We start from the raw sequence: 6,998 nt of genomic DNA on the forward strand, positions 1-6,998 counted from the left end.
GTTAGGCGGTCATGGCCGCTCGCCCAGTCGTGGCCATTGGAGGCAATCGGCGGCGTGCGCGGAAGGTACCGAGCGTCAGGCGGCCTGCCGGTTCGTCAGTCATTGTGATGACTGCGCCCCTTCTGATGCCCCTTGTTCTGATGGTCGTTGGCATGTTCGAGCACATCCTTGTGGTTGGCATCCTCGCCGCGGATATCCGGATGTTTCATCTCCCAGTGGCGATTGCGGTAGCCTTCTTCCTGCACAGGCTTCTGAGGTTTTTCCTCCGGCTTCTGAGGTTTCTCCTCCGGCTTGTGCGGCCTCTCCTCGGGCTTCGGTTTTTCCTCGGGAGGCCTTTCTTCGACGGCGGGGGGTTGCACAGTTCGCGGTTGGCGTTCGAGATCCTCCTGGAACACCGCCGCAAGGCTGCAGCCGCCCCCCGCCCAGCCCAGCGCTCCGGACAGTCGTTGCCCACCGGAGAGGAAAGGAAGGGCTTGCGCATTGCCTAGTGATTTCAATGTATTGCGACTGACTCTTCTCGGATCGCTGATGCCGCCGCCAGGCTTGGCGACGACGCAGTCGCAACGCTGCGTCAATTGCCGGCAGCCGCCGGCGCCACAGAAGCTTGCGGCGCCGCTGAGCAGCACGACGGCGGTGGTGCCGTCGCGGCCGACATAAAAATCGAAGGCGGTGCCGCGAACGCCGATCGTGCCGGCCGGCGTGACGATTTCATAGGCGGAGTGCCCGGACTTGCCGCTGATCCAGCGGAACGTGCCCTTCGCGGCCATGATCGTCAGTTTCTTCACCGACTTGGCATCATCGTAGACGAATTTGTCGATGACCACGGACGAACCCCAGCCGACCGCAAGCTTGGTGCCATCCTGGAAGACGAACTGGCCGAGACCGGACTTCGATGTCGAAATCCGTTCGTCCTTGTAGACCGGGTCCTTGACCGCGATCGGACCGCGTGCGCCGCTGACTGACGTGCGAATCTGCACCGCCTGACCGACAGGTTCGGCAGCGCTGACAGGAAGCGGTTGGCAAAACGCAGCACAAATCGAGATGAGTGCGGCGCCACGCAAGTAGAACATGGCACCCTCCAAAGTGTTATTGTTACCACGCTGCAGGGATTTATGTCTTGTCGCCCAATTGGAGTAACGTAACGGCACATCGCAACCGTAAGAGTTATATCAACGAGCCAGTCCGGCTCGTCGCGGTTGAGGCAAGCGTGACCCGGCCGTCGGCCCGAGTGGTGGCGCTGCCACTCGTTCGGCGCCCAGTCGTCCGCAAATTCAACGCCACGCCCCTGCCGTTTCGCGTGCAAAGTTGTCGCCGAAGCACTGCGAAATGTTGCCTTTTTGTACTCACTCGCCCCTTTTCTTTCGACCGGACTCTCGCCATATTCCCCGCCATGACCAAAGCTCCGAAGAATGCCCCGCCGAAGCCCTCCACGCCGTCCGGTTTCGAAGAAGCGCCGCAGGCGCCCTTGTCCGGCACCCCGCTCAGCGGCAACGTCTCGGATTGGGTGAAGCAGCTCGAGGCGGATGCGGAAGCCTCCGCTTTCGAAACCCAGCGTCAGATCGCCTCCAAGGCCGGCAAGCACCGCAAGACGGTAGAGATCGCCGCCTCCAAGGCGGCGCGCAAGGCCGCGGGCGCGGATGACGAAGCACAGCCGAAGAAGGCCGGGAAGAAGAGCAAGGTCGAGATCGTCGGCAGCAAGTCCGCGCGCGGCACGTCGATGGGCGGCTCGACCGATCCGAAGACCCGCGCCGCCGCCGGCCTCAACCCGGTCGCGGGCCTCGACGTGTCGCTCGAGGATGCCGACAGGCTGACGGCCAAATCCGGCGTCACCGCCACGGTGGAAGCGCTGTCGGCGCTGATCGAAAGCGGCAACCCGCTGTTCAAGGACGGCAAGCTCTGGACGCCGCACCGGCCTGCCCGGCCGCCGAAATCCGAAGGCGGCGTCGAGATCCAGATGGTCTCCGATTACGAGCCGGCCGGCGACCAGCCGACGGCGATCGCCGATCTGGTCGAGGGCCTGACCTCCGGCGAGCGCAGCCAGGTGCTGCTCGGCGTCACCGGTTCCGGCAAGACCTTCACCATGGCCAAGGTAATCGAGGCGACGCAACGTCCCGCCGTCATCCTCGCGCCCAACAAGACGCTGGCCGCGCAGCTCTATTCCGAGTTCAAGAACTTCTTTCCCAACAACGCGGTCGAGTACTTCGTCTCCTACTACGACTACTACCAGCCGGAAGCCTACGTGCCGCGCTCGGATACCTTCATCGAGAAGGAATCCTCGATCAACGAGCAGATCGACCGCATGCGCCACTCGGCCACCCGCTCGCTGCTGGAGCGCGACGACTGCATCATCGTCGCGTCTGTCTCGTGCATCTACGGTATCGGCTCGGTCGAGACCTATACCGCCATGACCTTCCAGATGAGCGTCGGCGACCGGCTCGACCAGCGGCAACTGCTCGCCGACCTGGTGGCGCAGCAGTACAAGCGCCGCGACATGGATTTCCAGCGCGGCTCTTTTCGCGTGCGCGGGGATACCATCGAGATTTTTCCGGCCCACTTGGAGGATGCCGCCTGGCGCATCTCCATGTTCGGCGACGAGATCGACGCGATCACCGAGTTCGACCCGCTGACCGGCCAGAAGACCGGCGACCTGAAGTCGGTGAAAATCTACGCCAACTCGCACTATGTCACCCCGCGCCCGACGCTGAACGGCGCCATCAAGGCGATCAAGGAAGAGCTGGTGCACCGGCTCGCCGAGCTGGAAAAGGGCGGCCGCCTGCTCGAAGCCCAGCGGCTGGAGCAGCGCACCCGCTACGACATCGAGATGCTGGAAGCGACCGGCTCCTGCGCCGGCATCGAGAACTATTCGCGCTACCTCACCGGCCGCAACCCCGGCGAGCCGCCGCCGACGCTGTTCGAATATATCCCCGACAACGCGCTGCTGTTCATCGACGAGAGCCACGTCTCCGTCAGCCAGATCGGCGGCATGTATCGCGGCGACTTCCGCCGCAAGGCGACACTGGCCGAATACGGCTTCCGCCTGCCCTCGTGCATGGACAACCGTCCGTTGCGCTTCGAGGAATGGGACGCGATGCGCCCGGACACGATCGCCGTTTCGGCGACGCCCGGTAGCTGGGAACTGGAACAATCCGGCGGCGTCTTTGCCGAACAGGTCATCCGCCCGACCGGCCTGATCGACCCGCCGGTGGAAGTGCGCTCGGCGAAAACCCAGGTCGACGACGTCTTGGGCGAAATCCGCGAGACCGCCGCCGCCGGCTACCGCACGCTCGTCACCGTGCTCACCAAGCGCATGGCCGAAGACCTCACCGAATACCTGCACGAACAGGGCATTCGCGTGCGCTACATGCACTCCGACATCGACACGCTGGAACGCATCGAGATCATCCGCGACCTGCGCCTCGGCGCTTTCGACGTGCTCGTCGGCATCAACCTGTTGCGCGAGGGCCTCGACATTCCCGAATGCGGCTTCGTCGCCATTCTCGATGCCGACAAGGAAGGCTTCCTGCGCTCCGAGACCTCGCTGGTGCAGACCATCGGCCGCGCTGCCCGTAACGTCGACGGCAAGGTCATCCTCTATGCCGACCAGATCACCGGCTCGATGCAGCGCGCCATGGACGAGACCAGCCGCCGCCGCGAAAAGCAGATGGCCTACAACGAGGCCAACGGCATCACGCCGGAATCGGTAAAGGCGAAGATCTCCGACATCCTCGACTCGGTCTACGAGAAGGACCACGTCCGCGCCGACATCTCCGGCGTCGCCGGCAAGGGCTTCGCCGACGGCGGCCACCTCGTCGGCAACAACCTGCAGGCCCACCTTAACGCGCTGGAAAAACAGATGCGCGACGCCGCCGCCGACCTCGACTTCGAAAAGGCCGCCCGCCTCCGCGACGAGATCAAACGCCTCAAGGCCGCCGAACTGGCCGCCTTGGACGACCCGATGGCGCGGGAAGAGGCAAGGTCGCAGGAAGGGGGCAAGCGGTCCGGCTCCTCGACGTCATCCTCGTCCTCGGGTTCAACCCGAGGATCGAGCCGAGGATCCAAGACCACGGACGAAAAGTCTCTCTTCCAGAAGCCCGACCTCGACGACATGGGCCGCGACGTCGCGACACCCGCCGGCTCGGACAAATCGCTATTCCGCCGGAACACCCTCGACGAAATGACTGTCGGCCGCACCGAAAAGCCGGTGATCGGCCATGTCCCGGATAAACCGATCCTCACCCGGGCGAAACCGGGCGTCGGGTCCTATGAGGATCCGGTGGACGAGAAGCGGCAGAAGGGCCGGACGAAGGGCAAGACGGGACGGCCGGGGCGGTAGGCAAATCAGGAAAGACAACGACTCGGTGCCCGCGCTCGGAAGACGGCAAACTGCCAAGCAAGGGCGAGCCCAGTGCGTTGTGGGGAGATGTCTCGCAGGATAGAGAGGGAGAAGCCCTCCTCCTCCGGCAAGACACCCCCTCTGCTCAGAAGATAGTCGGTCCGGGGCGGCTGCAAGCTAAATCAAAGCTCTAAGATTGCGCAAATTGTCCCCAACCTCATGATCCTTTGGGAAAAGTTTCTCTGCTTCGAGCAAAAGGTCGCGAACACGCTGCATCTGCGTGCTCGACATCACACCGCCGCGCTCTAGATACTCTCGCGCTCCGCGGAACATGGTAACATACGGGTGCACCGACTTCCGCGCCCAGCTTTTTTCAATCTTGATTGCGCGGTCTGAACAGTCAAAAGCTTCGTTGAATGCGCCTACTCTCGAGTACCCCGGGACAACCACCTGAATAAACAATATTTTACTTAGTGTGGTTAGTGGCAGCGGATGATTTTCGATGGACGCAGCATGTCTCGCGTTTTGGACTGCCGAGTCCAAGTATTCAGTCATTCCACGAACGCCTGAGCTATTGTGACGCGAAACATTCATGAGCGCCACCTGCTCCCAGTATCGCGAGTTCCACTGCCACGCTTTTTGGGTCGCCTCATAAAACGCAGGGGCCAAGTCTCCCAGTATGCCGTCGACCACAGAGTCAAAATCGAATAAGCGGCTCGCCAATCGTGCTTCAGAACTGCGCTGTTTAATCGCTTTTCGGTTTACGCGTGGTGCAAGTGTACTTGCGAGCCTAGTAAAAATATCCAGAAGTCGGCGCGGATCGCGCTTCGACATATTGTCGAGAATACGCATCGCGATCGTAGAATTCTGCGGTACGACATGCGTATTCGTACGACGGTCATAATATGACAAAGGCAGTGCATGCTCTTTGCTAAGCTGCTCTCTGTATCCCTGGGATCCGAGAATACTAGAGAGAATCTCGTGACGAACGCCACCGCCGAAACAATGCTGAGAAAGGGCCGCTATCAGATATCTGTTTTGATCAACTTCGTTGCATTCCTCCATCAAGTCGAAGGCAATTCTGTCGAGCGGCCTGAAGTCGTTGAGGACCCTGCAACATACAACCGCCATCGGATCATCAGCGGCTGATTTTATAAAGCCGTTTAGATCTCTGATTGCACGTGACGTTCCGACAATGCCTAACTCTGTATACCGCTCAACTATAGCCTCAACATCGACCGCACGCATCTTTAGCGCCGCAGCGCGATGATAAGGGACGCCGGACAAGCTCTGAAATAAGTATCTATTTCTGTACCCTCTCTCTGAAGCAAGAACGACTAGATCTTTTTTCCGAGTTTTTGATACAATTTCAGCAAACGGGGACACTTGGTCTGCAAAATTATCAACAACTATTAAGAGTGGACCTTCTATACCGTCAACAATGCTTAATGTCTTATCATACTCCAACCGACTCAATGCAGAGCACACCAGGGTGTGAATTCCTCTTCTAGATATCTCAAAAGCAACTCTTCTGACGACAGTTGTCTTTCCGGTGCCAGGCTCATCTGTCAGAATAATAATTCTGCTCTCTTCTACTGTATTATTTAGCAGATTTTCGACATCATTAATAATGGAGGATGTTATCGAGCGACTGACATCAAACCCAGATTCAAAATCCGACCATTCTGGAGCGTGCCCGTAGAAGAACCTCGACGCGGATTCCTGGGGCCTTTGGTTCGACGGAACCAACTCGAAATCGGAATAGAATGCCAGAGCTTCTGCACCAGTTATCTTTTCGGGAAGAATATTTCTGGATTCCGTTAGTGAGAAACTGCGAGAGAACAGTCATCCAAGGACTGTTCTCTTTCATTACTTGTATGTATTCGTCCCGTGCAAAGACGTAACCTTTCGAAGCGTGCGTCACAGAGCCATGTAGCTTGACCAGAAGCAAATCGGAAAGAACCCGCTCATCGTTGTAGTCGTCGCGAAAATGTGCTGTCACAAGTTTCTGCTTCGCACCTTTTAATCGATAAGCTGCCTCCAACGCGTCATCGATATTCCAAGTAAATGCTCGGCGCCAAACGAACGTTGAGAGAGTCGATAGCGTCGCGCCTGCGGTGCATCCAGAGAACCTTTTTGTAATGTATTGATCAACTTCGGATTCACTGAGAAGTGCGAAAACTTTTTGAAGAGATTTGTTCTTCGAAACACCCTTCAAATCACATAATTCGTCGCTAAGAGTGGTTCCAGACGGCAGCTTCCCGATACTATTTTCGGAATCAAGGCTAACACCGGCACCCAATAGCAAATTATACTGACCTGCCTTAAGGGACGACACAAATGCATCATGTTGCTCATTGCTAATTTTGACAAACGACACCGCAAAAACCTCCACCCAATTCCGACTGTAAATTGTCAAATCTATCAGGTACACTACCGATTACGGCGTGCATATAAAGATTGAATTGCCGAAAAATACAACTCTACACGGCCACGATCCCCACCCTTGCCGCCTCCCCCATTCCTCGCTACAACCACAGCATGATCAAAACCGCGCTCATCGCTGCCATCTATTATGCGACGTCCCCTGGAGTTGCCCCCAAAAGACCGGACGTGCTCAGGTTTGAGATTGCGAGCTGATGAACTCGCGGGGTGATTGATATCC

Annotated in this window: 4 protein-coding genes; 1 reads left to right on the forward strand and 3 read right to left on the reverse strand. The window is 58.4% G+C overall.

The window, feature by feature from the left end; genetic code table 11:
• Positions 1–95 precede the first annotated feature (95 nt).
• The gene (locus AC070A_RS29815) at positions 96–1,070 is read right to left on the reverse strand and encodes a FecR family protein (RefSeq protein WP_058324037.1); all 975 of its coding nucleotides are present in this window, start codon (positions 1,068–1,070) and stop codon (positions 96–98) included.
• 320 nt (positions 1,071–1,390) lie between these two features.
• Between AC070A_RS29815 and uvrB the strand changes: the two genes are divergently transcribed.
• Positions 1,391–4,333: an excinuclease ABC subunit UvrB gene (uvrB, locus tag AC070A_RS29820; RefSeq protein ID WP_113737670.1), complete on the forward strand. Its 2,943-nt coding sequence runs from the start codon at positions 1,391–1,393 to the stop codon at positions 4,331–4,333.
• Positions 4,334–4,510: 177 nt separating this feature from the next.
• Here the strand turns inward: uvrB and AC070A_RS29825 are convergent, their stop codons facing one another.
• Both AC070A_RS29825 and AC070A_RS29830 read right to left on the reverse strand, forming a co-directional pair.
• A complete protein-coding gene (locus tag AC070A_RS29825) occupies positions 4,511–6,082 on the reverse strand; it encodes an ATP-binding protein (RefSeq protein ID WP_162771011.1) in 1,572 nt (523 codons plus the stop codon).
• Entirely contained in the window at positions 6,003–6,713 is a 711-nt protein-coding gene (locus tag AC070A_RS29830) for an SIR2 family protein (protein WP_162771010.1), read from the reverse strand. Before AC070A_RS29830 ends, AC070A_RS29825 begins: the two co-directional genes overlap by 80 nt.
• Between the last annotated feature and the right edge of the window lie 285 nt (positions 6,714–6,998).

It is taken from the genome of Ensifer sp. GW101-20A05, assembly GCF_059424735.1.

Excerpts from the sequence above, each read along its gene's own strand:
- AC070A_RS29815 (WP_058324037.1), bottom strand. The coding sequence starts at position 1,070 with ATGTTCTACTTGCGTGGCGCCGCACTCATCTCGATTTGTGCTGCGTTT.
- uvrB (WP_113737670.1), top strand. The coding sequence starts at position 1,391 with ATGACCAAAGCTCCGAAGAATGCCCCGCCGAAGCCCTCCACGCCGTCC.